This is a genomic window from Pseudomonas sp. Y24-6, from assembly GCF_020295325.1.
Taxonomy (GTDB): domain Bacteria; phylum Pseudomonadota; class Gammaproteobacteria; order Pseudomonadales; family Pseudomonadaceae; genus Aquipseudomonas; species Aquipseudomonas gregormendelii.
Map to the genome: position 1 here is coordinate 113,336 of NZ_JACBXG010000016.1, position 24,734 is coordinate 138,069.

Below are 24,734 nucleotides of genomic sequence, written 5' to 3' on the forward strand. Positions count from 1 at the left end.
GTTTGAGGCGATCGCTCGCTGTTACCCAAGCCACCCCACCAGCAGCATCGCGCTCAAAGCCACCAACGCCGTATTCAGGCAAACCAGCCCGAAGCCAAACCTCACCAGTGCGCTTTCCTCGCTGGCATGGGTCTTCGCCAGCCCCAGGATCAGCATGACGATCGACAGCGAACCCAGTGCGGCATGTCCTGCCGCGCTGTTCTGCACGGCGGCCAGCAACAGGCGGGAGGTTTCCGGCAACATCGCGATGGCCGGCATGAAGATCGCGTTACCGCCCACGTTTGATCCGGTCATGTAGCCGGACAGCCCGCCGAGCAGGGCCACCAGCGAAGTCGCAGCGGTGGGCGACAACCCTGCCAACAGTTGCATCAAGCCCGCCAGAAAGCCCGCTTTTACCATCATCTGCGACATGGCCAGAAAGAAGAAAATCGTCAGCAAGGGGCGTTTCGCCCGAACCGCCAATGCCGTCAGCCAACCAACGACCGGCCCCGTCTGGCGTGGCGTGTTGCGCGTGTAGAAGCCCAGGCCGATCAGCACCAGGATCAGCGCGACGCCCGGTGAAGCCAAGGGTTTCCACGTCACCTGGGCACCCTGGACGATCCAGAGATCCTGCCAGCCGGTGATGCTCCACAGCGTTTTCAAGCCGACGATGAAGACGATCAGCAGCACATAAGGCCAGGCCTGTCGCGGCCATTGCACCGTGCTGCGGGTGGTTGCGCTGCGCCGCCGCCACAGCCCGGCAGCCAGTACGGCGCTGGCGGTGAACAGGCCGGCGGCAACGCCGGCTACTTCCGGCCCCAACCAGCGGCTGGCTGCGTAGAGCACGGCCACGAACAGCAACCAGAAAACGCCCAGCGCCTGCCATTCCCGCAGCTCGCGCACGCCTGCCAGGTACAACGCCATGGCACTCAGGGCAAGAAACACCGGGGCGCTGGTGAGGGCCGAAGTCGCAGCCAGGGCCGGCGCGTCCAGATGTGCCAGCGAGGCGCCGATCACCGAGGCCAGGCCCAGGGTGCCCCACGGCATGATCGCCATGCCGGCCAAGGCGATGCGCAGGGCAACCCGGCGCTCAAAGAGGCTGAGCAGCAGCGGCACCGTTGCGATCAGCGACACGCCAAAACCGGTCATGGCTTCCAGTAACGGTGCCAGGCCGAGGACGATGAACACCAGTTGATCGCCGCGACGCAGGCCCAGGGATTGCACCCATTGGCTGAGCGCCACATTGACGCCCAGGCGCTCGATGCAAATCACGAACGCCAGCCCCGGCACGATCACGAACGCGGTGCTGGCAAACAGCACGGCGGTGTCTTGCGCAGCGGCCAGCAGGCTGCCCAGGTGCCACGCGTCGGCAGCACCCGCCAGCCACAAAACCACCACCAGTAACGTGCCGGCGAGGGCGGCGTGCACCGGCGGGCGGCGCAGCACCACCAGCATTGCAGTGACCAGCAGGACGGGGGAAAGATGAAACAGTGCGAGCATGCCGAATATCCTGTGTGAGTGGCCGGTCAGGCTGCGAAGGCAGGCTGCACGCAAGATAATATTTCTCGTGGCTAGATAAAGGGTCGCGGTTTTCTGCTAGTTTTCGGGAAATTTTCTCGCGGGGCTCGCATGGCTAACAAGGACGCTGCATTTGAATCGCTGGATAAATTTGACCGTGCGATCCTGGACCTCGTCCAGCGCGACAACACCACGCCGTTGCGGCTGATGGCCGAGCAGGTCAACCTGTCCACGGCCGCCGTGCAGCGCCGCATAAAGCGCATGGAAGAGAAGGGCGTGATCACCGGCAACGTGGCCATTGTTGACCCCACTGCCGTCGGCCGGCCGATCACCATCATTGTCGAAGTGATGGTCGAGCGCACCAGTATCGAGGCCCTGGAGGCGATCAAAGCCCACTTCGCCGTGCCGCAGGTGCAGCAGTGCTATTACGTCACTGGCGAGGTGGATTTTGTGCTGATATTGACCGTCGCCAGCATGCAGGAATACCAGGCCCTGGCCCGGCGATTGTTTGCCGAAAACGCCAACGTGACCTGGTTCAAGACCATCGTGGCACTGGACCGGGTGAAGGTCGGGCTTGAGGTGCCGAGCCTGGCGGGGTAACGGCGCAGTCGCACCCTGGCAGGCGATGTAGTGTTTTTCGTGATAGCTCGTAACGGAGCTTGCGATTGTTCCTCGGCTCAACGTCTGTTTAGGGTTGCTGCAGCAATTCTCAGCCGTAGTGGAACTGTATGCGTTATCGACGTCTCGACCTGAACCTTCTGGTGGCCCTGGACGCCTTGCTCAGCGAATGCAGTGTGAGCCGGGCGGCGGAGCGCTTGTGCCTGGGCCAGTCTGCGGCAAGTTCAGCGCTGGGGCGCCTGCGCGAACATTTCAACGACCCGTTGCTGGTGCAGGTCGGCCGGCGGCTGGAGCCGACAGCGCTGGGCCTGGAGCTGCTGCCGAAAGTGCGTGAGGCCCTGGCGCTGACACGGGACATCGTCGATTCGCCGGTCGGGTTTGACCCGGCCACCTGTACCCGCCGCAATGGCAACTGTTCGATGTGGCTAAGGATCGCGGCGAAACCACGGACCTGGCGGCCAGCCAACCCGAGACGGTGCAGCGTCTGAAGGCGGCCTGGTTGCAGTATGCCGAGCGCGTGGGAGTCGTATTTGCGCCGCGATAGTGGCGCGAGATCCGTCGCAGGGTTGAAGCGCTGGAGTACTTCCAGGTGCGGGCGATGGCGAACTTGAGCGCAAAGCGAATAAATCGGTTGAAAAAAACTCCTAAACGCCTTAAACGGGATGCTCGCCGGCACGTTGCTCGCAATCGGTAGGTGGGTATCGCCAGTTTACTGGCCCAGGGAGCGTTGATGAGTTTTGATCCATTGCAGGGCTCCCCGCAGCCATTGAGCGACCGCGCAGCCGATGCCGCTCAGCCGCCACGCCACGCGGACCCGCTCGGCCGGGCTGCGGCGGGCGGGCATGACGCGATAGAACGTCTGCTCGATTCGGCGCGCAGCGGTGCCCACACCGGCCATTGGGCGGTTTACCGCGCCGGTGAGCAACTGCATCTGGTCGGGCAGGGTGAGCCGCAGGAACATTGGCCGGCCATTGTTGCCAACGAAGACTTCGAAGCGTTCTGCCTGACCCGGCGCCTGCACCGCTGGCCAACCGGCCGCGGTGAAACCGTGCTGGGGTGGGTACTGGCGCCCCAGGATGATGCCGCCGACCCGATGCTGGCCGAGTTTGCCCAGCGCCTGGGCATCGAGGTGCAGACCAACACCCTGGCGCGCGCGCAGATTACCCAGCGAGTGCTCTATGAAATCACCTACCTGGCCAGTTCGACCCGCGACCGTTTTGTGTTCCTGGTGGGGGTGCACCGGCTGCTGGCCAGCCTGATCGACGCCGAGAACTTCTATCTCGCGCTATACGACCCGCACACGGGCAAGATCGACTACCCGTACTACGTCGACATCATCGACGTGGATGCCGTGGAGGCCGAACACTACGAGTACCTGGACCCCGCGCACCTGTCGTTGACCGGGCAAGTGTTGACCAGTGGCCAGCCGCTGCTGATCGACGCGGCCGGCATGCTCGCGGCCCAGGAGGAGGGTCGCTTCTACTGCGTGGGAGACCGTCCGGAGTTCTGGATGGGCGCGCCGCTGAAAAATGCCTCTGATGAAGTGTTCGGCATGCTCGCCATGCAGGTCTACGAGGTGTCCCGCACCTACAGCGCTGAGGACCGCGCGCTGTTCCTGGTGGTAGCCCGTCACGTGGCCATGGCGTTGGACCGTATTCTGCACCGTGAGGACCTGGAAGCGACGGTGATGCGCCGGACCCTCGAGCTGTCGGCACTCAACGACGCGCTGCGCCAGGAAGTGGCGGAGCGCGAACGCGCCGAACACCTGCAGAGCGCGCTGTTCCAGATTGCCGAACTGTCGAGCCGGCCGGGGGACATGACCGAGCTGTTCGAGGCCTTGCATGGCATCGTCGGTGAACTGCTGTTCGCCCACAACTTCTACATCGCACTGTTCGACGACGCCAACGGCGAAGTCACCTTTCCCTATTATGTCGATGAGCGCCAGACCACCCGCCCGCTGGCACGACGTGGGCGCCGGGGCTTGACCGAGTATGTGATCCGCCAGCGGCGACCATGCCTGGTGGATTCGGCCGAGGCCGAGCGCTTGTCCGCCACCCATGAAACCGAACTGGCCGAGGCGCATATGCGTTCCTACTCCTGGCTCGGTATTCCGTTGTTCGATGGCGATGTGGTACGGGGTGTGCTCGCGGTGCAAAGCTATACCTCGCAGGTGCGCTATACCCTGCGCGATCAGGAGCTGCTGACGTTCGTCTCGCGGCACATCGACACAGCGTTGTCGCGTCGCACGGCAGCCGAGGCGATCCATGCTGCCAACCTCAAGCTTGAAGCCCGGGTACAGAACCGTACCCGTGAGCTTGATCACGCCAATGCCAAGCTGCAGCACGAGAACCTGCACGACGCGCTGACCGGGCTGCCCAACCGTACTTGCCTGCAGCAGCGTCTTGGCGTGGCCTGGTCGCGGTTCGGCAGCGAAGGCGGGCATCTGGCGGTGATGTTCATCGACCTCGACCGGTTCAAGATGGTCAATGACAGCCTCGGCCATCACTTCGGCGACCTGCTGTTGATGCAAGCCGCGCAACGCCTGAGGGGTTGCCTGCGGGAAACTGACCTGCTGGCGCGCCTGGGCGGCGACGAGTTTTCGGTGCTGGCACCGGACGCGCCGCTGGAAGTGGTGATCGACATCGCCGAGCGGATCCTGGTGGCGTTCGACCTGCCGTTTTTCATCAACGGCCTTGAGGTGTTTTCATCCTGCAGCATCGGAATCGTCAGCGCCGACAGTCAGTTCCATCACGAGCCGGCGGACTTGCTGCGCGATGCCGATGCGGCGATGTACCGGGTCAAGAGTGCCGGGCGCGACAGCTTTGCGGTGTTCAACCAGGAAGTGCGCCGTGAAGTCTCGGACCAGGTCGAGCGCGAAGGGGCACTGCGCAATGCGCTCAAGCGCACCGATGAGTTGCTGCCGTATTTCCAGCCGATCGTCAGCGTCGCAACCGGCGAACTGCTGGCGCTTGAAGCGCTGATTCGCTGGCATCAGCCTGGGGGCCGGGTAATCGGGCCGGGCGAGTTCCTGCCGGATGTCGAGGGCTTGCGCCTGATCGGTCGGCTGGACCTGTACATGCTCAATTGCATCGCGGTGATCCTCGCCCAACCGGAGCACGCCAACTGGCCGCCGGTGCACGTTAACTGCTCCAGCTACAGCATGACGCGCCCGGATTTCGCCAGTGATGTCCTGGCCCTGCTGGCCCGCCACCAGGTCGCGCCTTCGCGCATCTGCCTGGAGCTGACCGAAGGCGCGCTGGTGGCGGAACCGGCCATAGCCCGCCTGACCATGCAGCAATTGGCCGACAACGGCATGTCGGTGGTGCTCGATGACTTTGGCGCCGGGTTCTCCTCCCTGAGCTATGTGCACCAGTACCGCTTCAGTGGCTTGAAAATCGATAAGTCGTTCATCCTCGAACTTACCTCCAGCCCGCGCAGCCGGGCGATCGTGCGGGCGATTGTGCGCATGGCCGAATCACTGGACCTGAGCGTGGTGGCCGAAGGCGTGGAGGACCAGGCGACGCTGGACTTGCTGCGCGAAATGGGAGCGACGCAAGCCCAGGGATATTATTTTGCCAAACCGATGAGTTTGGAGGCGCTGCTGGAGACGTTGCCTGTCGGAATATCGTGAAGCGAAACCCTTGAAGTCTCGCGCAGGGCCAGGCCGCCGGCGAGCGCGAGCAGGGCAATGGCGATCAGGTAGAACGCTGGCGAGAGATTGCTGCCGGTGGTGCTGATCAGCCAGGTCGCCATCAGCGGCGCGGTGCCGCCGAACAGGGTGTAGGCCATGTTGTAGGTGATCGCTGACGCGGTGTAGCGAGTGCGGGTCGGGAAGGTTTCCGAGAGCAATGCCGCGGTGACCACGTTGCACAACACTGCGCCAATCGCCAGCAGCAACACGCCCAGGATAGACGCTGCAAACGACCCGGAACTGGCCATCAGAAATGACGGGTACACCACCACAATCAACAGCACGCAGGCGCTCGCTACGGTCATCCGTCGGCCCACCCGGTCGGAGTACAACCCGGCCAGCGGGCAAATCAGCGCGGCAAAAATCAGGGCGATCAGTGACACCAGCAACGCTGTTGCCCGACTCAGGCCGCCGGCAACTTGCAGGTACGTCGCAAAATAGGTGGTGAACATGTAGAACGACAGGGCCGTCAGCGAGATGAAGGCGCCCAGGCAGCAGATGGCTTTGCCGTGGTCGCGAAACGTGTCCCTGAGCGGGGAGTGTGCCACCGCATGCTGTTGAGTCACGGCCTGGAAAGCCGGCGTTTCATCCAGCCTCCAGCGCAGATACAGGCCCACCAGCCCCAGTGGCGCGGCAATCAGGAACGGCAGGCGCCAGCCCCAACTGCCCATGGCTTCAGCGGACAAAGACGCTTCGAGCGCGTAAGCCACCACCGCCGCCGAGGCGAACGCCGCAAAGGTCGACACCGGGATGAAACTGCCATACCAGGCTCGTCTGTCATTAGGCGCATGCTCCATCAGATAGGCGCAGGCACCCGCGTACTCACCGCCGGCGGAAAACCCTTGGGCGCAGCGGATCAGGCTCAACAGCACCGGGGCCATGACCCCAATCGCTGCGTACGTGGGTAACAAGCCTATCAGGGTCGTCGCGCCGGCCATCAGCAGGATTGTCATCGCCAGGGTGCGCTTGCGCCCAATCCGGTCCCCCAGCATGCCAAAGAAAATCCCGCCCAAGGGCCGAAACGCAAAGGCCACGGCGAACACGGCGAAGGTTTTCAGCAGTGCGACGCTGGCATCGCCACTGGGGAAAAATTGCTGGGCGATGGTCGTCGCCAGAAAGCCGTAGACGGCAAAATCAAACCACTCGACAAAATTGCCGATAGCGGCGGCGACTATCACTTTTCTCAGGGTCTTCGGGCTGACCTGCTCTGCGGCGGCGCTTGTCATGCTGAACCTCGACGTTTCATCCGTTAGCCTGCGATTATCCGGGCAACGGCTGAAACGTCTCAGCTCAAAAGTGTCGTTGACGTATTCAGGACCGACTACTGTCGTCCATTCAGCCAGGCCTCATAATCTGCGGCAGGCATTGGCCGGCCATACAGGTACCCCTGTGCCTGATCGCAGCCTGTCTGCTTGAGAAAGCTGTGCTGCGCTTCGGTTTCCACGCCTTCGGCAATGATTTTGAAGCCCAGGGCATGCCCCAATTCCACGATGGTTTTGGTGATCGCCACATCGCGCGAGTCGTTGGGTAGATCGGAAATAAAGCTGCGATCGATTTTCAGGTGGTCAATGGGCAAGAGCTTGAGGTACGCCAGCGAGGAATAGCCTGTACCAAAGTCGTCGATGGAAGTGGTTACGCCAAGGCCTTGCAACGTAGCCAGGACTTCCCTGGAATGTTCGGGGCTTGCCATCATGAGGCTTTCAGTGACTTCTACCTCCAGCACATGCGCGGGCAAGTCGAAGGCTCGCAAGGCACTTTTGAGGGTTTCGACGAAATCGCTGCGGTCGATTTGCAGAGGCGCCACATTGATGGCGATAACACCGTGCACTATCTGCAGATCAGCCCAGCGCCTGATATCCCTGCAGACCATTTCGATCACTTGCTCGCCGATCTGGATGATCAAACCGGTGTTTTCCGCCAAAGGTATGAATTCGCCCGGGAAAATCAGGCCCTGTAAAGGATCGCGCCAGCGAACGAGCGCCTCGGCGCCTGCAACTGTATTGTCCAGCAGGTTGATTTTTGGTTGATACCACACTTCAAATTCATGGTTAAGCACTGCACGCCTCAGGAAGCGCTCGCCATTGAGTCTTTCCTGGGCACGCAATGTCATTTCAGGCTGGTAAAAACGGTAGTCGTTGCGTCCTCCTTCCTTCGCGCCGTACATGGCCGTATCCGCTTGCCTGAGTAACTGCTCAGGCGTCTCGGCGTCGTGGGGCGCCACTGATATGCCGATGCTTGCCGTCACCAAGGTGGAAGTGCCTTTTAAATCGAAGGGTTCCTGAAGTGATACCAGGAGTTTTTTCGCAACGATGATGGCGTCGGTGGGGTGGGCAAGATTGTTCAGTATCAGCGCAAATTCATCACCTCCCAGCCGGGACACCGTATCTTCGGAACGCACGCACGCCAGGAACCTGGACGATGCCTGTTGCAGAAGCAGGTCACCAAGGGAGTGCCCCAGGCTGTCATTCACTGTTTTAAAACCATCAAGATCCAGCACCACCACTGCCAGAAACTGGTTATAGCTCAGCGACAGATCGAGGGAATGCTGCAGCCGTTCATTGAACAAGGCTCGATTGGGCAGGGCGGTCACCGGGTCGTAATGGGACATTCGCTCCAGATCGGATTGCGATTGGTTGATCGCTGAAATGTCCGAAAACACCGCAACGTAGTTATTGACGTTGCCATCGTCATTGTAAACAGCGTTGATGGTCAGCCATTCCGGATAAAGCTCGCCGTTTTTTCGCCGATTCCACAGCTCGCCGCGCCACAAACCGGTGGTCTTCAGGCTTTTGAGAATCTGCCGGTAAAAGCCGTTGTCTTGCTTGTCAGTGATGAGTATGTTCGGCTTCAAGCCTATGGACTCCTCGGCACTGAAGCCTGAAATCTTCATGTAGGCTGCGTTGACCGAGAGTATGTGTCCGCGTGCATTGGTGATGATCACACCGTCAGCGGTGTTATCCAGAACGATTCCCGCAAGACGCAGCTGCTCGGTGCGTTGTTTGATTTCGGTGATGTCGGTGGAAATCCCCAGCACCCCTGAAGCCTGCCCACTTGGCCCTTTCAAAATGCACTTGGTCGTCAGGTAGGTGCGCGTCATACCCTGTTTTTTGACCTGATCCTCAAATCGTAAACTGCCGCCGCTCGAAATCACGTGTTGGTCGTTTTCGCGCAGGGTTTTGGCCTCGGTGAAGGGCAGATAACTTTCGCGGGTTTTGCCCTCCATTTCCTCGAAAGTAAGACCAGCAGCTTGTTCGAACATGCGGTTGCACAGTCGAAGTTTGCCCTCCGTGTCGTAGACGTAAATGAGTGATGGGGCGTTGTCGACGATGTCGCGCAACAGGGCTTTCTGCGTCCGCCGTTCTTCAACCTCGTGGGCTAATTGAGCATGGCGTTGGCGAACAAGCAGGTGGCTCTTGCTCAGTTGCGCGGCGAAAAAGGTGAACAAGCCGGTGCAGGTGAGGGCCACCAGAAACAGCGGCGATTTGAACAGGGAACTCGCCGGCCAGCCCTGCTGCGGCAGCGCCGCGAGCTCCCATTGGCCACCTGGAACATCAACTACCGTGGTGACTGCGTCCCCCTCGAATATTTCAGGCGCACCGTAGATCATCCCGCCGCTTGCACCTGTTGCATCTTCTCCGCGAAGGGCCAGTTGCAAGTCTTTGTTGTCAACGATACCGCTGGCAGTGAGCAGTTGAAGCACGTCTGCGACGACTGAAGCATTGCCCCAGTAAGTGTCTTCGCCGCCAGAGTGGCTGATGAAAACGGGTCGACGATGGATGAATGCCAGGCCACCCTGAACCAAATGCACGGGCCCAGCCAAAAGCGCTTCTTTTTGTTCGCGAGATCGTTTGATCGCCCGGTATTGCTCAGGAATCTTGCGATAGTCCAGCCCCAGGACTTTGCGGTTTCCTTCCAGCGGAAAGATATTGCGCACGACGTCGTCAGGCGCCAGCGCAATGTGGCGAATATGCGGCTGGGATGAAATCGCCTGCCGGGCCATTCCGTCGAAATGAGCAGATGAAATTTCACCATCTACTCTCACCAGCTGGCCGATGCCTTCAGTCACATCAAACGTTGAGCGCACTTCGCTCTCAAGGTGCGCCCTGATATTGGCCAGCGTGGAAATCAACTGGGCTCTCGCCGCCTGGGATTCTTCTCGTGAATCCAGGGTCCCAAGGGTGACGGAGAGGACGACGCCGGTCAGGAAAATGCTGCCTGGCAGTGCGAATGTCCGCCACGATCGTGGTTGGGCCGTAACCGGTTTATCACTTGTGTCGCTCGCCGTGCCAGCTCGGGTTCTTCTCAAAGCGTCAATCCCTGAAAGTCATCATTGAAATCGAACGGCGTAAACCGGTGGCGATTGTGCATATCGATGTTGGATGAATTTGACTCTTCAGTGGTTCCACTGATCCGACGACCGCCGCTTATTGAAATCCATACCATTGGCCGACACAATCTCTTCTTGATCCGGCTACGGCCCGGATACCCGTGCAAGAAGGAACCGCAGTTGAACCAACATACACTGTCCATGCGTCTTGAGCGCGTTGCGGCGCAAGTGCCGGCCGGGGCGCGCCTGGCGGATATCGGCTCGGATCACGGCTACCTGCCGGTGGCCTTGATGCGCCGTGGCGTGATTGCGGCCGCGGTCGCGGGTGAGGTGGCGCTGACGCCGTTCCTCTCGGCTGAGCGCACGGTGCGTGAAAGTGATCTGGATCAGCACATCAGCGTGCGCCTGGCCAATGGCCTGGCAGCGATCGAACCGGGTGACGGAATTACGGCCATCAGCATCTGCGGCATGGGCGGCGAGACCATTCGCGACATTCTCGAAGACGGCAAGGCGCACCTCGGCGGTCACGAGCGCCTGATCCTGCAACCCAACGGCGGCGAGCAGCCACTGCGCCAATGGCTGATGGACAACGGTTACCGCATCCTCTGCGAGGAGCTGCTGCAGGAAAACCGCTTCTATTACGAAATCATCGTGGCCGAGCGCGATGTACCGGTACGGTATTCTGCCCAGGAGCTGTACTTCGGCCCGCTGCAGATGCAGGCCCGCAGCCCGTTGTTCCTGGCCAAGTGGCAGCGTCTGCTGCAGCAAAAGCACAAGACCCTGGGCAGCTTCGCCATGGCGCGCAAGGGCGTCGCGGAGCAGAAGGTGCAAGACCTGGCCCGTCAGGCCCGGTGGATCATCGCGTTGCTGGGGTGAGCCAGGCGGGTGAAAAACAATTGCCCCCCGCAGACTTTTTCGCTTACCCGGGTTGTCCAACCCTGAGACTGCCGTCACGGCTTTCCCAAACCAGATAGCTGGCCTCAGCTAAGGACAGATGATGACCTTTCTAATATTTCTCATAGCCTGCGGTGCTGCGGCGAGCACCGGGATCATTTTCAAACCCGGGCAATGGTACGAAGAACTCAACAAACCCAGCTTCACCCCGCCCAAATGGCTGTTTCCTGTGGCCTGGTCGATTATCTATCTGTTGCTCGCCTGGGCGGGGTATCGCTTGAGCCTGATGCCCGGAAGCCAGGTGGTGCTCGCCCTGTGGGCGGCGCAAATTGCCCTGAATACGCTTTGGACTCCGGTGTTCTTTGGCGCCCACCGGATCTTCGCCGGGATGGTGATCATCTCGCTGCTGTGGCTGGTGGTCGCGGCGATGGTCGTGCTGGCCTTGCGCCTTGACCTGGTCACCGGCTTGATTCTGTTTCCGTATCTCATCTGGCTGTGCGTAGCCAGTGCGCTGAACTTTTCGATACTGCGCCACAACTGAGTGCCTGTTTCAGCGATGAATCGTTACGCTAACCGTAACGGTTCGTCGCTGTGCTTGATTGATGCACCCCCGCAACACTCCTAAGGTGAGACCACGACAGCGAACCTCTGGAGTGGTCATGACAACAACAATATCCCCCGACCCGCGATGGACGCGGCGGCGCAGCGAGAAGCAGCGGCGTCTGGAACTGGTCAAGGATTTAGCCGACGGCGCGGTGCTGCCCACCGGGAAGATCGTCCAAGCCCTGCAAGCGTTGATCCTGCCCGGCGATCGCGTGGTGCTGGAAGGCAATAACCAAAAGCAGGCGGATTTCCTCTCCCGCTCCCTGGCCCAGGTCGATCCGGCAAAACTGCATGATTTGCACATGATCATGCCCAGCGTGGGGCGGTCCGAGCACCTTGACCTCTTCGAACGCGGCATCGCCCGCAAGCTCGACTTCTCGTTTGCCGGCACCCAGAGCCTGCGTATCAGCCAGTTGCTGGAAGACGGCCTGCTGGAAATCGGCGCGATCCACACCTACATCGAACTCTATGCGCGGCTGGTGGTGGACTTGATCCCCAATGTCGTGCTCTCGGCCGGTTTCATGGCCGACCGTGCCGGCAATATCTACACCGGGCCCAGCACTGAAGACACGCCCGCCCTGATCGAGCCTGCCGCGTTCAGCGACGGCATTGTGATCGTCCAGGTCAATCAACTGGTGGACGACGTCAGCGAGTTGCCGCGCGTCGACATCCCGGCGTCCTGGGTCGATTTCGTCGTAGTCGCCGACAAACCGTTCTATATCGAGCCGCTGTTCACCCGTGACCCGCGGCATATCAAACCGGTGCACGTGCTGATGGCGATGATGGCGATTCGCGGCATCTACGAAAAACACAACGTGCAGTCGCTCAATCACGGCATCGGTTTCAACACGGCCGCCATTGAATTGATCCTGCCGACCTACGGCGAGTCCCTTGGCCTCAAGGGCAAGATCTGCCGCAACTGGACCCTCAATCCGCACCCGACCCTGATCCCTGCGATCGAAAGCGGCTGGGTGGAAAGCGTGCACTGCTTCGGCACCGAACTGGGCATGGAAAACTACATCGCTGCGCGGCCGGATGTGTTTTTCACCGGGCGCGACGGCTCCCTGCGCTCCAACCGGATGTTTTGCCAACTGGCCGGGCAATACGCCGTGGACCTGTTCATCGGCGCGACCCTGCAGGTGGATGGTGACGGGCATTCCTCGACCGTGACCCGCGGGCGCCTGGCCGGTTTTGGTGGCGCGCCGAACATGGGCCACGACCCCCGCGGGCGTCGTCATGACACCCCGGCCTGGCTCGACATGCGTCACGGCGATGCGCCCGAAGCCATGCTCGAACGCGGCAAGAAGCTTGTGGTGCAAATGGTTGAAACCTTCCAGGAGGGCGGCAAACCCACGTTCGTCGAAACCCTGGACGCAGTGGAAGTGGCCAGGAAGAGCGGTATGCCGCTGGCGCCGATCATGATCTACGGCGACGACGTCACGCACCTGCTGACCGAAGAAGGCATCGCCTATCTGTACAAGGCGCGTTCCCTGGAAGAGCGCCAGGCGATGATCGCCGCCGTCGCCGGGGTGACTGCCATCGGCCTGCGGCACAACCCCAAGGACACTGCGCGCATGCGCCGTGACGGTCTGATCGCCTTGCCTGAAGACCTCGGCATCCGTCGCACCGACGCCACTCGCCAACTGCTCGCGGCCAAAAGTGTCGCGGACCTGGTGGATTGGTCCGGTGGCCTCTACAACCCGCCCGCCAAGTTCAGGAGCTGGTAATGCACGCATTCAACCTGCAAGCCAAACCCGTGACCCTGGCCGAGCGGCTGGCGGACCTGGCCGTCGAGGCGTTGATCGATGAAGCGGACCTGTCGCCCAAACCCGCTCTGGTCGACCGTCGCGGTAACGGCGCCCACACCGACCTGCACCTGGGGCTGATGCACGCCTCGGCGCTGACCCTGTGGCCGGCCTTCAAGGAAATGGCCCAAGCCGCCATCGAATTCGGCGAAGTGGGCCTGCCCCTGCGCGAAGCGATTGGGCGCATTGGCCGGGACGGCGAGCGAGCGATGCTCGCCACCACAGGCGGAATCAATACTCATCGAGGCGGCATTTGGGCCTTGGGATTGCTGGTCACCTCCGCAGCACTCGCACCGCAATCCCGGGCGGCCCATGCGGTGGCGGCACGTGCGGCGCGGCTGGCGCTGCTGGATGACGCTGATGCACCGCGTGTGCTCAGCCACGGCGCCCAGGTGGCGCAACGTTACGGTGCTCGCGGTGCGCGGGAAGAGGCACAGGCGGGTTTCCCGGCGGTGATCCAGCGGGCTTTGCCGCAGCTGCAACGCAGTCGCGACGCCGGCCATGGTGAGCAGAATGCCCGGCTCGACGCGTTGCTGGCGATCATGGCGCAGCTGGCCGATACCTGCGTGCTCTATCGCGCCGGCGAACCGGGTTTACACGCCATGCAGCAGGGCGCTCGGGCGGTGCTCGACGCTGGTGGCAGCGCCAGTCTTGCCGGGCGTCGCCGTCTGCACGCACTCGACCAACAACTCATCGCATTGAATGCCTCGCCCGGCGGCGCCGCGGACTTGCTCGCAGCCTGCCTGCTGCTCGACCGTATCGAATCTGGCGACGGCATGATTCAGGGAGCGTTCTGATGCAAACCTTATCGTTTGAATTCCCCGCCGGGCAGCCGCCTCGCGGCCGTACCCTGGTGGGCTGTGTCGGCTCCGGGGACCTTGAAGTGCTGATCGAACCGGGTCAGGCCGGCAAACTGACCATCGCCGTGCAGACCTCGGTCAATGGCAGTGAACAGCGTTGGCAGCACCTGTTTGCCCGGATGTTCGAGGGGCAGGCTTACCCGGCAATGGCCATCGAAATACATGATTTCGGCGCCACCCCCGGCGTGGTGCGCTTGCGCCTGGAACAGGGCTTCGAGGAGATCGGCCATGACTGACTTAACCACGTTGGCCAACCCATGCAGCCTGGTCGAACTGGGTGCCCGGCAAAGGGCGCAAGCTTTGCTCGATACCGGCACGTTTCGCGAGTTGCTCGACCCGTTCCAGCGAGTCATGTCGCCGTGGCTGGCGCGCCAGGGTGTGGTGCCTCAGGCCGATGACGGCGTGGTCATCGCCAAGGGCCTTCTCAACGGTTTGCCAGTGGTGATTGCCGCCATCGAGGGCGCTTTCCAGGGCGGCAGCCTGGGTGAAGTCGGCGGCGCAAAAATGGCCGGCGCCCTGGAGCTGGCCGCAGAGGACAACCGCAAAGGGGTGCCGACCCGCGCCGTGTTGCTCCTGGAAACCGGCGGTGTGAGGCTTCAGGAAGCCAACCTGGGCCTGGCGGCGATTGCCGATATCCACGCGGCGATTGTCGATCTTCAGCAGTACCAGCCGGTGGTGGGCGTGGTGGCGGGCAGTGTCGGCTGTTTTGGCGGCATGTCGATCGCGGCCGGGTTGTGCAGTTATCTGGTGGTCACGCGCGAAGCGCGTCTGGGCTTGAACGGCCCGCAAGTGATCGAGCAGGAAGCCGGACTTGAGGAATACGATTCCCGCGATCGGCCCTTCATCTGGAGCCTCACCGGTGGCGAACAACGTTTCGCTAGCGGCCTGGTGGACCGCTATGTCGCCGACGACGTGGTGCAGATCCAGCAGCACATCAGTGAACTACTCCAACAGGGTTTGCCGACCCGGCGGCGCAGCCAGCAGGCGGCGCTGTTCCTGCATCGTCTGGCGCAACTGGACACCGAACCGCAAATCGAGCCGGCAACGGTTCGCGACCTGTACCGAGGAGAGCGCTCATGAGTTCGTATTCCCTACGCGGCCTGCATTGGTTCGAAGCCTTGAGTGCAGGCGCAAAAATGCTTGAGGGTCTGCCGCCATCGTTGCGAGTTGCAGACGCGGAGCTGGGTGGTAAGGCCGCGCGCTTTATCGCAGTAGTGGCCGATCCGCACAACCGCTTTCCCCGGGCCCGTAACGGCGAAGTGGGGCTGCTGGAGGGTTGGGGCCTGGCGAGTGCCGTGGATGAAGTGATCGCGGCCGATCAGGGTAAACCTTGCAAACGCGCGGTGATCGCCATTGTCGATGTCCCAAGCCAGGCCTATGGCCGGCGCGAAGAGGCGCTGGGCATTCACCAGGCATTGGCCGGGGCGGCGGACAGCTACGCCCGCGCCCGTCTGGCCGGTCATGCGGTGATTGGCTTGCTGGTGGGCAAGGCCATGTCCGGGGCTTTTCTGGCCCACGGCTATCAGGCCAACCGCTTGATTGCCCTGCGTGATCCAGGCGTGATGGTGCATGCGATGGGCAAGGCTTCGGCCGCCCGGGTGACACTTCGCAGCGTCGAAGAGCTGGAAACCCTGGCCGCCAGTGTGCCGCCCATGGCGTATGACATCGACAGCTACGCCAGCCTCGGTCTTTTGTGGGAAACCCTGTCGGTGGAGCAGATCGAGCGGCCCACCGCCAACGACGTTGCGCGGGTGACGGAATGCCTGGGTCTGGCGGTGGCCGATGTGGCTGGCGGCAGTCGCGACCTGAGCAGTCGTCTGGGTGCGACTAACCGTGAGGCTTCGAGCAAGGTTCGCCAGTTGCTGAGGGCTCAGTGGTGAACGTGTACCTGGCCCACGATCTGCTCTGGGGCATGACTGTGCAGCAGCTGCCGGCAGACGCGCCTGAGTGGGTGTTCGATTCGATCCGCGCAGGGCACCCGGTGGTGGTGCGGCGAGCGCTGGGTGCCGCGGGTGAAATACCGGTCGGGGTGCGTGGGCGTTTGCGTGAACACCGCTTTGCCGCGGTCATGCGGGTTGATTCGGTTCGCCAGCGGGTGCAGCCCGAATCGCTGTGTCATGTTTCGAGCGAACGCGACCTGCCAGCGCTGCATGCCCTGAAGCACCTGCGGCCAATGCTTGATGACTGCGGTTGGGTCTGGGGTGTGAGCGGCAGCGCCGGGTTCGAACTGGCCAGCGCCGGGTTTGAACTGGTCGGCGCCAAGTTCCATCTCGCCAGCGCACCGCTGGCCTTGCACCCGCACAGTGACCTGGACTTGATCCTGCGCACGCCCGAGCCTTTGCCTCGGCTCCAGGCCCGGGAGCTGTTGAAGATTCTGGATAGCGCAGCATGCCCGGTGGATATGCAGTTGCAGACCCCCTTGGGCGCGGTGGCATTGCGTGAATGGGCTGGGCGCTCGGACCGGGTGTTGCTCAAGCAGGCCTGTGGTGCTTGCCTGACTGTAGATCCATGGAACCTGCGGGAGCAGGCAGCGTGAGCAGTTTGCTGGTGTTTCCGGGGCAGGGCGCCCAGCAGCCGGGGATGCTCCAGCGGCTGCCCCGCGAGACTGTACTCGAAGCGAGTGCAGTGCTCGGCGAAGATGTCCTGCTGCTGGATTCAGTGCAGGCCCTGAGGTCGACGCGGGCGGTGCAACTGTGCTTGCTGATCACTGCAGTTGCCGCCTCGCGCCAGTTGGCGACAGCGCCCGATTACGTGGCCGGTTTGTCCATTGGCGCCTATCCCGCTGCAGTTGTGGCCGGTGCCTTGAGCTTTGCCGATGCACTGCATCTGGTCAGCCTGCGCGGTGAACTGATGCAACAGGCCTACCCGGCCGGTTACGGCATGACCGCCATCATCGGGCTCGATCTGGCGCGGGTAGAAACCCTGGTAGCCCAGGTTCACGGAGCCGACTCGCCGGTGTATCTGGCCAACATCAACGCCGATAACCAGGTGGTGATTGCCGGCAGCGATGACGCCATGCAGGCGGTCGCTGTACTGGCGAAGGCTCACGGGGCGGGCCTGGTCAGGCGCCTGGCGGTCAGCGTTCCTTCCCATTGCCCGCTGCTCGACAGGCCTGCGGCAACCCTGGCTGAAGCCTTTGCCAAGGTGCAATTGAACGCCCCGAAAACCAGCTATCTCAGTGGCAGCCGCGCACGGCCAATCATCGACACCGAAGCCTTGCGTGATGACCTGGCCTTCAACATGTGCCGCGTCGTCGATTGGCGCGGCACCGTGCAAAGCGCCTATGAGCGCGGGGTGCGCCTGCAGATTGAAATGCCACCCGGTGCGGTGCTGACCGGCCTGGGAAAACGGGTATTTGAACAGGGCACGGTGATTGCCTTCGAGGGTGCGCGCCTCGACACCTTGCAGCTGCTGATGCATGAGGAGGGAAGCCGCCAACCCTAGACCACGCTCAGGCCTTCGAACAACAAAAACAACATTCGACGATGCACATTGAGGAACTACAACAATGATTATTTACGGTGTGGCGTTGCTGGCGATCTGTACGCTGGCAGGGGTGATCATGGGTGACATGCTCGGCGTAATGCTGGGAGTGAAGTCCAACGTGGGTGGTGTGGGGATCGCGATGATCCTGTTGATCTGCGCACGTTTGTGGATGCAAAAACGCGGCGGCATGACCAAGGATTGCGAGATGGGCGTCGGCTTCTGGGGCGCCATGTACATCCCGGTGGTGGTCGCGATGGCAGCCCAACAGAACGTCGTCGCGGCGCTGCACGGTGGCCCGGTGGCGGTGCTGGCGGCGATCGGTTCGGTGGTGATCTGCGGCGCAACCATTGCCTTGATCAGCCGGACTCATAAAGGTGAGCCCTTGCCCGACGAGCCTGAGGCCCTGAGCCCGGTCGGCACGCCAGTGGGAGGTCGCTGATATGTGGGACCTCATCGAGAAAGGCCTTGAGCATAACGGACTGATCACCGCCTTTGCGTTTGTTGGCGTGATCATGTGGGTGTCGGTGGTGTTGTCCAGGCGCCTGACGTTTGGGCGGATCCATGGTTCGGCGATTGCCATCGTCATCGGGCTGGTACTGGCGTGGGTCGGAGGCACCCTCACAGGCGGGCAGAAAGGCCTGGCGGATCTTGCATTGTTCTCCGGTATCGGTTTGATGGGCGGCGCGATGTTGCGTGACTTTGCAATCGTCGCGACGGCGTTTGAAGTGCAAGCCACCGAGGCAAAAAAAGCCGGGCTGATCGGGGTGATTGCGTTGTTGCTGGGCACGATCCTGCCATTCATCGTCGGGGCGAGCATTGCCTGGGCTTTCGGGTATCGCGATGCGGTGAGCATGACCACCATCGGCGCCGGTGCGGTCACCTACATCGTCGGGCCGGTCACCGGCGCGGCCATTGGGGCGAGCTCGGATGTGGTGGCGCTGTCGATTGCCACCGGCCTGATCAAGGCGATCCTGGTGATGGTCGGCACCCCCATGGCAGCGCGCTGGATGGGCCTGGATAATCCGCGCTCAGCCATGGTCTTCGGCGGGTTGGCAGGCACGGTCAGCGGTGTGACGGCAGGGTTGGCTGCGACTGATCGGCGGCTGGTGCCTTATGGGGCGCTGACGGCGACTTTCCACACCGGGCTTGGGTGCCTGCTTGGGCCTTCGTTGCTGTACTTCATTGTTCGGGGGATTGTCGGTTAACCTGCTCTGACGCCATCGCGGGCAAGGCTTGCTCCCACAGAAGCAAAGTGCAATTCATGTGGGAGCAAAGCTTGCTCGCGATTGATTCACCCCGGTGTCAAGCCTGCCGATTGGCATACATCCGACACTCTGCCAACAACGCCAGCAAATTCGGGTCGCGTTCCTTGGCCTTCAGGAACACCACCCCGATGTGCTGCTGCAACCGATACCGCGCCTGCAACGGAATCAACTTCACCCGGTTCTCATACACCGCTGCAATCCTCCCCGGCAGCAACGCATAACCCACCCCCGAGCTGACCATGCTCAGCAGGGTGAAAATGTCGTTGACCTGCATGGCCACTTTCGGCTCGAACCCCGCCTGCTTGAATACTCGATTGCCGTCCTGATGGGTAGCGAAGCCCTGGGTGAGGGTGATGAACGTTTCATCGCGCACTTCTGCCAGGTCGACCTCTGCGCGCTGAGCGAATGTCGACTCGGCGGGCGTGGCCAGGAAGATATCGTCCGAGAACAGTGGGATCTGCTCGCAGTCCGGATCGTTGACACTGTCATCCAGTGACACCAGGATCGCGTCGACTTCCATGTTTTTGAGCTTGTACAAGAGGTCGAAATTGGAGCCCAGTATCAGGTCTATATTGAGTTCGCTGCGGCGAATCTTCAGGCCCATGATCAGCTGCGGTACGGTCTTCACAGTCAGTGAATACAGCGAGCCCAACTTGAAGCGTTCGGCGGAAAAGCCTGCCGCTTCACGGGTCAGGCGCACGCTTTCGACGACGTCCTGAATCAGCTTCTGCGCGCGCTCTTCCAGCACATAGGCGCTTTCCAGCGGCGTCAGGTTGCGGCCCTCATGCTTGAACAGCGGGCAGCGCAAAGCGCTTTCGAGCGAGTGAATGGCGCGGTGCACGCTGACGTTGCTGGTCTGTAACTCGGCGGCGGCCCGAGCCAGGTTGCCCGTGCGCATGAAAGCCAGGAACACCTCGAGTTTTTTCAGGGTTAGCTCTTCATCGATCAGCATGGGGGAGACTCTTGTTGGAAGAGCTCGATTGTGCCGAATTTTCGGCAGGGCTGGATCAATAAATCCGGGCCTCATCGCGGGCAAGCCTTGTTCCCCAGGCTTATTATCGAATGGCCAACCCTATCTGCCGGCCACTCCAGGCACGTCCATGTTGATCTTGCGCCATGCAGCTTCGGCAAAGCTGTAGACCGAGAACGCGATCAACCCCAGGGCCATCACCATCAACAGCACAGCGCCGGCCGGTAAGTTCTGCAAGGCATCGAGGGCGTCCTTCATGCCCGGTGGGTCCATGGCCTTGTAGTTGGAACCGCTGATCGCCAACAAAACAGCAATTTCGAGGAACACCACACCCCGGGCGATCAAACCGAAGCGCGAGACGGGGCGGACGTAACGCATGACGTCTTCATCGGCTTCAAAGTACTTCTCGAACGTGGCCTTCCAGCCCTTGATCAGGTGAGCAATGCCCACGCCGAAAGGAATGAGGGCGATCAGGTAGATCAGCAGGTTCGAATGTTCCCAGGACAGCATTTGCGCCAACAGGTCCTTGGTTTGCGAACCGCCATCACCGCCCGAACTCTTGAGGCCACTGACCAGCAGGCCCAAGGCAAAGAAGGCCAACGCCCCGTTGACCAGGCCTCCTGCCAGCAAGCCGGCCCGAATCACCAGCCCCTTGAAGTTGCTGCCGTGATGATCAACGTCGCGCACGGCTTGCAGCACCCGCCAGGCTGCAAAGGCAAGCAGTCCGGCCACCACCAGGCCGACCAGTACATAACCGAATGGCTGACTCAGCAATGCCTCGAGGCTGCGGTGACTGTCCTTGGGTTTTGTCGAGTCCTGGGCGGCGAGCAGGGCGAAGATGCCAATGATCAAATAGATGACGCCTCGAGCGGCGTAACCGCCCCGTGCAAGGACGACGAGGCTCTGGTGAGCGGACATGGGTGTGATTCCAAAGGAGTGATACAAGAGCAGACCCGTGGAGCGGGAAGGGGTTCGATCCAGCCCGCTGAAGCTGCCAGGCGGCAGCCCTATCGGGTTGTAACGCGGCAGGTACCTGGGGCAGCGGCCAGGGTATGAAGGAATGCTTCAATTTGCCCGGCACCACGCAAGTGCACGACAGGAATCTGCGGTGCTATGGCCAGGCGTACCGCCTCGATGCCGGGGCGATAGCCACGATCGAAATTCCACACGAACTTGAGGAAGGTCAGGAACTCCCGGTCGAGCTTTTCTGAACAGCCGGCGGGGATGTCGGCACGAGGACGGTTCATGACACTGCGCCGGATCACCCGGTTGAAACAGATGAGGCGCGGCGTGTCGAGCCAGATGATCAGATCCGCCCGGGGCAAGCGCAGGTCAAAGGTACGCCGCGCATAGTTGCCTTCGCACACCCAGGCATCCGTGGCGATCGCCTCCCGTACCCGTTCGCGAAACTGACCGGCATCTGGCTCGACCCAGCCGGGTTCCCAGAACAGCTTGTCCAGGTGCACAACGGGCAAGCTCAACTGTTGGCCTAAAGCGCGGGCCAGAGTGGATTTGCCGCTACCGGCATTGCCCAGAATCACAATCCTTTGCATGGGGGTTTTCCTGTCGAGAAAAAAGCCGGTGATTGTGCAGGTTTTGGGCATTTAATTCTCAACTTCGGTCGTAACCCCTGCTGAAATGGATACCCCCAGCAAGTAGAGCATTCCACCGGCTATCACGAACATCGCGAGCATGTAGAAAATGTAGTGCGCAGGTTGCATTGCCAGAACCATTCCGCAAAGTACCGGCCCGAGTGCTGCGCCGACGTTGCTCAGGTTCTGAGCTGCGTAGTACATGCCCCGCAGGTGACTCGGTGCGATGGTGTCGATGAACATGTACTCCGCCGGGAAGACGATGACTTCACCGACGGTGAAAATGGCCATGGAAAGGACCCATAGCAGCAAAGTGGTCGACAGTGCAAAACCTGCCAGCCCCAGGATGAACATGCCCAGTCCCCCTGCCAGCCACAGGTTCAGGTGTCGGTGGCTGATCCGTTTGCCGATGCTGTATTGCAGGCTGATCACCATCAAGGCGTTGGTCGCCACCACCGTACTGATAATCCGGTACGTCTCTTGGGGCGTGGTGGTGACCACCAGGTATTGCGAGAGATACGCGGTGAATTGGCCGAAAACCACGGCACTGAGCAACCCGCCGAAGGTGAAGCACACCAGCCGGTAGTCACGCAGCAACAACTTGCCGACTGCCAGGAATGGCGTCGGCTGCAGGCTCGTCCCGGCCCTCGCCAGGCGCCGGTCACCCCACACGAAGTAGACCAGAGAAAAACCGACGCCCAGTCCCGCCGACAGCAAAAAGGGCAGGCTGATGTCCAGGGCCGCCACCCCGACTCCCAGAAATGGCCCGACGGCGTAGCCGATATTGGTCAGTGTGTACTTGATGGAAAACGCTTCGCTGCGGCGGTCCATGGGGAGCAGGCTGCCAAATCCGGATTTCACTGCGATGTCGATAACGGCATACGCCAGGTTGATCAGCACCAGGCATAGGTAGAACAGCCAGAGGACGGGTGCCAGATACGCACCGAGAAATCCGCCGCTGAACACACCGCAGCATATGAGGATGAGCTGGTAACTGGACATCCTGTCCACCAGGAAGCCGCCATACAGGCTCAGCAGCGAGCCGATGATCAGCGTGCTGCCGATCGCCAGGCCGATATCGGCGACGCTCAAGCTAAAGTGGCCCGACAAGTAAATGACCAGATAGGGCAAGGTGATGGCGCGGGCAAGGGTCAACACCAGTGATGCGCCCAGCAGCAGGTTAATGGAGGAGGGATAGCGTTTAAGCGTGGCCAGCATTCGAGAATCATCATCAATGTGTTGATTCCCAGTTTACTGTTGCCCTGGGTTCTGATTTAGGATGCTTTTTATCGAAGCACATGAACTGAATTCATGAATACAAGGTGCATATGTTTTCCTCCGAACGCTTGAAAGGTATCGATGTATTTGTGTGCGTCGCACAGTTCGGCAGTTTCACGGCGGCTGCGGAGAAAATGAACCTGACGGCCTCGGCCATCAGCAAAGGCATCGCCCGGCTGGAAAAACGCCTGGGGGTGCAACTGTTCCACCGTACAACGAGGCGGCTGTCGCTGACCGACGCAGGCGTCGCATTCCTGCGTACGTGCAAGGGCGTGCTTGCCGATCTCGAAGAGGCTGAGCTGTCACTCCAGAGCGAAAACACCGAGCCTCGCGGCCGTGTGCGCCTTGACCTGCCGGGTGCATTTGGGCGCACCCAAGTGCTGCCGATCCTCTTGCAGTTTGCGAAGGATCATCCTTTGCTGACGCCGCACATATCCTTCAGCGATGGTTTTATCGATCCGCTGCAGGAAGGCGCGGATGTTGTGCTGCGCATCGGGGGCGCCAACACCTGGCCGGAATCGGTCGGGCATCGCCTGCTGGGGCGCGAGTGGCATATTTTTTGTGCATCCCCCGACTATCTGGCCCGCCATGGCACTCCGCTGTACGAACACGATCTTGAGAGGCATCAGTGCATTGCCTATGGCTGGGTGGATGGAAGCATCCATCCCTGGAGCTTTGCGGGCGAACAGGGCGCAACGCACAGGAGCCAGGTAAACCCGCCTCTGGTGGTGGGCAATGGCGAGGGCTTGAGGATGGCTGCGTTGGCCGGCTGCGGCATCGCGCAGTTGCCACGGTGGCTGGTGGAGCAGCAGCTCAAAGACGGGACCTTGGTCGAGGTGCTTGCGCAATTGGCCTGCGACGGGATGGAGATCCACCTGACCTGGAGCAAAAATCGCGAGGCGCTGCCCAAGGTTCGGGTGTTGGTTGATGCGCTGGTTGTTGGGCTGAGGGGACTTGAAAAGGCGCGCTGTGGCTAAAGCAGGTGTGAATGGCTTTTTTCGCTGATAATCTGAGCGCTCTACCGGTTGCACGTTCATTGGGCGGAGTGCGGGAACCTCCTATGCCTGCAGGACATTTTTATTGAGCTCAGAAACAGGGTGCGTCATGCCCAGACAAGGCGCATAAGTTGACCACGCATCGACAAGCCAACATTGAGCCCGCCACCCGGGCCGACATTCCCGAGCTCGAAACCTTCCTCATGCAGGCTCGCGCCGAGCTGTTCCCAAAGCTCAGTGGTACCGGCACTCCTGCGGATCTGTTGAATTTCGAAGAGGTGTATCTCAAGGGCGGGGGGCAGTTTCTGCTGGTCCGTGATGAAGGCCGGATCGTCGCCTCCATTGGTTATCTGCCCTACGACCACCGTTTTCAACAACTCGAGTACCGCGGCCTCAAGGTGGTGGAAGTGGTGCGGCTGTTCGTGCAGCCAGGGTTGCGCCGTTCGGGGCTGGCCAGCCAGCTGTACAGTGCGTTGAAGGCATTGGCGGTGCAGGCCGGCGTCGAGGTGATCTACCTGCACACGCATCCCTTCCTGCCGGGTGCCATCGACTTCTGGCGCAAGCGTGATTTTCGGGTGATCGCCGTGGACCCCGACCCGCAGTGGCAAACCACCCATATGGAGTGGCGCTGAGGGTCAGTGTTGTCGAACCCGCGCAGTGCTCTCGCGCAAGGTCAACTCAAACGGCAACACCACGTGCCGTTCGGCCAGCGGTTTTTTCTCGATCAGCGCAATCAGCATCTCGACGGCGCGCTGGCCGAAGGCTTCGGCCGGCTGCGAGATGGTCGTCAGCGGTGGATCGCAATACGCCGCAAACGGGATGTCGTCAAAGCCCACCAGGGAAATGTCCTCGG

Annotated in this window: 24 protein-coding genes; 16 read left to right on the forward strand and 8 right to left on the reverse strand. The window is 61.4% G+C overall.

What is annotated here, in order from left to right; translation table 11 throughout:
* Window positions 1-21: 21 nt before the first annotated feature.
* Window positions 22-1,479: an L-lactate permease gene (locus HYI44_RS25335; protein ID WP_225570819.1), complete on the reverse strand. Its 1,458-nt coding sequence runs from the start codon at window positions 1,477-1,479 to the stop codon at window positions 22-24.
* A 129-nt stretch (window positions 1,480-1,608) separates the two neighbouring features.
* On the opposite strand from HYI44_RS25335, the gene HYI44_RS25340 reads away from it, so the two are divergent.
* The 3 genes from HYI44_RS25340 (at window position 1,609) to HYI44_RS25350 (ending at window position 5,746) form a co-directional block, all read left to right on the forward strand.
* On the forward strand, window positions 1,609-2,097 hold the full coding sequence (locus HYI44_RS25340) for an Lrp/AsnC family transcriptional regulator (RefSeq protein ID WP_122840258.1): 489 nt from the start codon (window positions 1,609-1,611) through the stop codon (window positions 2,095-2,097).
* Window positions 2,098-2,225: 128 nt separating this feature from the next.
* Window positions 2,226-2,603, forward strand: a complete 378-nt coding sequence (locus HYI44_RS25345) for a LysR family transcriptional regulator (RefSeq protein ID WP_412548510.1) — start codon at window positions 2,226-2,228, stop codon at window positions 2,601-2,603.
* A gap of 242 nt (window positions 2,604-2,845) precedes the next feature.
* Complete coding sequence (locus HYI44_RS25350) at window positions 2,846-5,746, forward strand: EAL domain-containing protein (protein ID WP_225570820.1); 2,901 nt, start codon at window positions 2,846-2,848, stop codon at window positions 5,744-5,746.
* Here HYI44_RS25350 and HYI44_RS25355 read toward each other — a convergent pair.
* Together HYI44_RS25355 and HYI44_RS25360 are read right to left on the reverse strand one after the other, a co-directional pair.
* Window positions 5,683-7,032 carry an MFS transporter gene (locus tag HYI44_RS25355; RefSeq protein WP_201147145.1) on the reverse strand — a complete coding sequence of 450 codons (1,350 nt, stop codon included), beginning with the start codon at window positions 7,030-7,032 and terminating at the stop codon, window positions 5,683-5,685. The two genes, HYI44_RS25350 and HYI44_RS25355, sit on opposite strands and share 64 nt — an antisense overlap.
* A 95-nt stretch (window positions 7,033-7,127) precedes the next feature.
* Window positions 7,128-9,935, reverse strand: coding sequence for an EAL domain-containing protein (locus HYI44_RS25360; RefSeq protein WP_225570821.1), 2,808 nt, complete (start codon window positions 9,933-9,935; stop codon window positions 7,128-7,130).
* A gap of 378 nt (window positions 9,936-10,313) precedes the next feature.
* Between HYI44_RS25360 and HYI44_RS25365 the strand changes: the two genes are divergently transcribed.
* The 11 genes from HYI44_RS25365 (at window position 10,314) to madM (ending at window position 18,986) form a co-directional block, all read left to right on the forward strand.
* Window positions 10,314-11,009, forward strand: coding sequence for a tRNA (adenine(22)-N(1))-methyltransferase (locus HYI44_RS25365; protein ID WP_318653948.1), 696 nt, complete (start codon window positions 10,314-10,316; stop codon window positions 11,007-11,009).
* A 121-nt stretch (window positions 11,010-11,130) separates the two neighbouring features.
* Complete coding sequence (gene tspO, locus HYI44_RS25370; protein WP_122840282.1) at window positions 11,131-11,568, forward strand: tryptophan-rich sensory protein TspO; 438 nt, start codon at window positions 11,131-11,133, stop codon at window positions 11,566-11,568.
* 118 nt (window positions 11,569-11,686) lie between these two features.
* Window positions 11,687-13,357: a malonate decarboxylase subunit alpha gene (gene mdcA / locus HYI44_RS25375; RefSeq protein ID WP_225570822.1), complete on the forward strand. Its 1,671-nt coding sequence runs from the start codon at window positions 11,687-11,689 to the stop codon at window positions 13,355-13,357.
* On the forward strand, window positions 13,357-14,232 hold the full coding sequence (locus HYI44_RS25380) for a triphosphoribosyl-dephospho-CoA synthase (protein ID WP_225570823.1): 876 nt from the start codon (window positions 13,357-13,359) through the stop codon (window positions 14,230-14,232). Before mdcA ends, HYI44_RS25380 begins: the two co-directional genes overlap by 1 nt.
* Window positions 14,232-14,531 (forward strand): malonate decarboxylase subunit delta, encoded by a 300-nt coding sequence (locus tag HYI44_RS25385; protein WP_225570824.1) that lies wholly within the window; start codon window positions 14,232-14,234, stop codon window positions 14,529-14,531. Before HYI44_RS25380 ends, HYI44_RS25385 begins: the two co-directional genes overlap by 1 nt.
* Window positions 14,524-15,375 (forward strand): biotin-independent malonate decarboxylase subunit beta, encoded by an 852-nt coding sequence (locus HYI44_RS25390; RefSeq protein WP_225570825.1) that lies wholly within the window; start codon window positions 14,524-14,526, stop codon window positions 15,373-15,375. The genes HYI44_RS25385 and HYI44_RS25390 overlap by 8 nt, the downstream gene beginning before the upstream one ends.
* On the forward strand, window positions 15,372-16,175 hold the full coding sequence (gene mdcE / locus HYI44_RS25395; protein ID WP_122840287.1) for a biotin-independent malonate decarboxylase subunit gamma: 804 nt from the start codon (window positions 15,372-15,374) through the stop codon (window positions 16,173-16,175). The genes HYI44_RS25390 and mdcE overlap by 4 nt, the downstream gene beginning before the upstream one ends.
* A complete protein-coding gene (locus HYI44_RS25400) occupies window positions 16,169-16,831 on the forward strand; it encodes a malonate decarboxylase holo-ACP synthase (RefSeq protein WP_225570826.1) in 663 nt (220 codons plus the stop codon). Before mdcE ends, HYI44_RS25400 begins: the two co-directional genes overlap by 7 nt.
* Complete coding sequence (mdcH, locus tag HYI44_RS25405; protein WP_225570827.1) at window positions 16,828-17,739, forward strand: malonate decarboxylase subunit epsilon; 912 nt, start codon at window positions 16,828-16,830, stop codon at window positions 17,737-17,739. Before HYI44_RS25400 ends, mdcH begins: the two co-directional genes overlap by 4 nt.
* Window positions 17,740-17,803: 64 nt before the next feature.
* Window positions 17,804-18,220 carry a malonate transporter subunit MadL gene (gene madL / locus HYI44_RS25410; protein WP_045059599.1) on the forward strand — a complete coding sequence of 139 codons (417 nt, stop codon included), beginning with the start codon at window positions 17,804-17,806 and terminating at the stop codon, window positions 18,218-18,220.
* A 1-nt stretch (window position 18,221) separates the two neighbouring features.
* Complete coding sequence (gene madM / locus HYI44_RS25415) at window positions 18,222-18,986, forward strand: malonate transporter subunit MadM (RefSeq protein ID WP_122840291.1); 765 nt, start codon at window positions 18,222-18,224, stop codon at window positions 18,984-18,986.
* A gap of 97 nt (window positions 18,987-19,083) precedes the next feature.
* On the opposite strand, the gene HYI44_RS25420 is transcribed toward madM, so the two are convergent.
* The 4 genes from HYI44_RS25420 to HYI44_RS25435 form a co-directional block, all read right to left on the reverse strand.
* Window positions 19,084-19,998: a LysR substrate-binding domain-containing protein gene (locus tag HYI44_RS25420; protein ID WP_225570828.1), complete on the reverse strand. Its 915-nt coding sequence runs from the start codon at window positions 19,996-19,998 to the stop codon at window positions 19,084-19,086.
* Between the two features lie 120 nt (window positions 19,999-20,118).
* The gene (locus tag HYI44_RS25425; protein ID WP_225570829.1) at window positions 20,119-20,934 is read right to left on the reverse strand and encodes a DUF1206 domain-containing protein; all 816 of its coding nucleotides are present in this window, start codon (window positions 20,932-20,934) and stop codon (window positions 20,119-20,121) included.
* A gap of 89 nt (window positions 20,935-21,023) precedes the next feature.
* Complete coding sequence (locus tag HYI44_RS25430) at window positions 21,024-21,569, reverse strand: AAA family ATPase (RefSeq protein WP_225570830.1); 546 nt, start codon at window positions 21,567-21,569, stop codon at window positions 21,024-21,026.
* 51 nt (window positions 21,570-21,620) lie between these two features.
* Window positions 21,621-22,826, reverse strand: a complete 1,206-nt coding sequence (locus tag HYI44_RS25435) for an MFS transporter (RefSeq protein ID WP_225570831.1) — start codon at window positions 22,824-22,826, stop codon at window positions 21,621-21,623.
* A 110-nt stretch (window positions 22,827-22,936) separates the two neighbouring features.
* Between HYI44_RS25435 and HYI44_RS25440 the strand changes: the two genes are divergently transcribed.
* Window positions 22,937-23,863, forward strand: a complete 927-nt coding sequence (locus HYI44_RS25440; RefSeq protein WP_225570835.1) for a LysR family transcriptional regulator — start codon at window positions 22,937-22,939, stop codon at window positions 23,861-23,863.
* A 221-nt stretch (window positions 23,864-24,084) separates the two neighbouring features.
* A complete protein-coding gene (locus HYI44_RS25445) occupies window positions 24,085-24,513 on the forward strand; it encodes a GNAT family N-acetyltransferase (protein ID WP_225570836.1) in 429 nt (142 codons plus the stop codon).
* Between the two features lie 3 nt (window positions 24,514-24,516).
* On the opposite strand, the gene HYI44_RS25450 is transcribed toward HYI44_RS25445, so the two are convergent.
* Window positions 24,517-24,734 (reverse strand): substrate-binding domain-containing protein (locus HYI44_RS25450; RefSeq protein ID WP_225570832.1); only part of this gene is annotated, 218 nt, incomplete at its 5' end.

Coding starts and splice junctions, on each gene's coding strand:
- HYI44_RS25335 (WP_225570819.1), bottom strand. CDS start 1,479: ATGCTCGCACTGTTTCATCTTTCCCCCGTCCTGCTGGTCACTGCAATG.
- HYI44_RS25340 (WP_122840258.1), top strand. CDS start 1,609: ATGGCTAACAAGGACGCTGCATTTGAATCGCTGGATAAATTTGACCGT.
- HYI44_RS25345 (WP_412548510.1), top strand. CDS start 2,226: ATGCGTTATCGACGTCTCGACCTGAACCTTCTGGTGGCCCTGGACGCC.
- HYI44_RS25350 (WP_225570820.1), top strand. CDS start 2,846: ATGAGTTTTGATCCATTGCAGGGCTCCCCGCAGCCATTGAGCGACCGC.
- HYI44_RS25355 (WP_201147145.1), bottom strand. CDS start 7,032: ATGACAAGCGCCGCCGCAGAGCAGGTCAGCCCGAAGACCCTGAGAAAA.
- tspO (WP_122840282.1), top strand. CDS start 11,131: ATGACCTTTCTAATATTTCTCATAGCCTGCGGTGCTGCGGCGAGCACC.
- mdcA (WP_225570822.1), top strand. CDS start 11,687: ATGACAACAACAATATCCCCCGACCCGCGATGGACGCGGCGGCGCAGC.
- HYI44_RS25380 (WP_225570823.1), top strand. CDS start 13,357: ATGCACGCATTCAACCTGCAAGCCAAACCCGTGACCCTGGCCGAGCGG.
- HYI44_RS25385 (WP_225570824.1), top strand. CDS start 14,232: ATGCAAACCTTATCGTTTGAATTCCCCGCCGGGCAGCCGCCTCGCGGC.
- HYI44_RS25390 (WP_225570825.1), top strand. CDS start 14,524: ATGACTGACTTAACCACGTTGGCCAACCCATGCAGCCTGGTCGAACTG.
- mdcE (WP_122840287.1), top strand. CDS start 15,372: ATGAGTTCGTATTCCCTACGCGGCCTGCATTGGTTCGAAGCCTTGAGT.
- madL (WP_045059599.1), top strand. CDS start 17,804: ATGATTATTTACGGTGTGGCGTTGCTGGCGATCTGTACGCTGGCAGGG.
- madM (WP_122840291.1), top strand. CDS start 18,222: ATGTGGGACCTCATCGAGAAAGGCCTTGAGCATAACGGACTGATCACC.
- HYI44_RS25420 (WP_225570828.1), bottom strand. CDS start 19,998: ATGCTGATCGATGAAGAGCTAACCCTGAAAAAACTCGAGGTGTTCCTG.
- HYI44_RS25425 (WP_225570829.1), bottom strand. CDS start 20,934: ATGTCCGCTCACCAGAGCCTCGTCGTCCTTGCACGGGGCGGTTACGCC.
- HYI44_RS25430 (WP_225570830.1), bottom strand. CDS start 21,569: ATGCAAAGGATTGTGATTCTGGGCAATGCCGGTAGCGGCAAATCCACT.
- HYI44_RS25435 (WP_225570831.1), bottom strand. CDS start 22,826: ATGCTGGCCACGCTTAAACGCTATCCCTCCTCCATTAACCTGCTGCTG.
- HYI44_RS25440 (WP_225570835.1), top strand. CDS start 22,937: ATGTTTTCCTCCGAACGCTTGAAAGGTATCGATGTATTTGTGTGCGTC.
- HYI44_RS25445 (WP_225570836.1), top strand. CDS start 24,085: ATGCAGGCTCGCGCCGAGCTGTTCCCAAAGCTCAGTGGTACCGGCACT.